General features: G+C 44.2%; 1 protein-coding gene. It reads right to left on the bottom strand.

Annotated features, from left to right (window positions below; all coding sequences use genetic code 11):
* Positions 1-99 (bottom strand): helix-turn-helix transcriptional regulator (locus tag B2R65_RS14875; RefSeq protein ID WP_286743978.1); only part of this gene is annotated, 99 nt, incomplete at its 3' end.
* Positions 100-249: the final 150 nt, after the last annotated feature.

Here is a 249-nt window from a genome sequence, read left to right as displayed (position 1 = left end):
ACTTTCTATTCGTTGAATAGTTCTAGTACTCAAGCCGCTTAACGTGGCAAGTTGTTCTTGTGACCAGTTTCGTTTTTCTCTAAGACGTTTGACTATCATTTGGGCTCCTTACCAATGTGAGAGGAAACTATCCATGTTTTAATCGATTGTCGGTTACGAAATTCACACGACAGTGGGGCGACAGGCGATGTTTACAGCGATATAACTTTTAAATAAGGGGCGCAGGCGCGTGGGGCATAATGGCGAAGC

The organism is Pseudoalteromonas sp. UBA2102 (assembly GCF_002331165.1).
Lineage (GTDB): Bacteria > Pseudomonadota > Gammaproteobacteria > Enterobacterales > Alteromonadaceae > Pseudoalteromonas > Pseudoalteromonas atlantica.
Note: the sequence above shows the minus strand (reverse complement) of the source record. Positions and strands in the feature narration are given on the sequence as shown.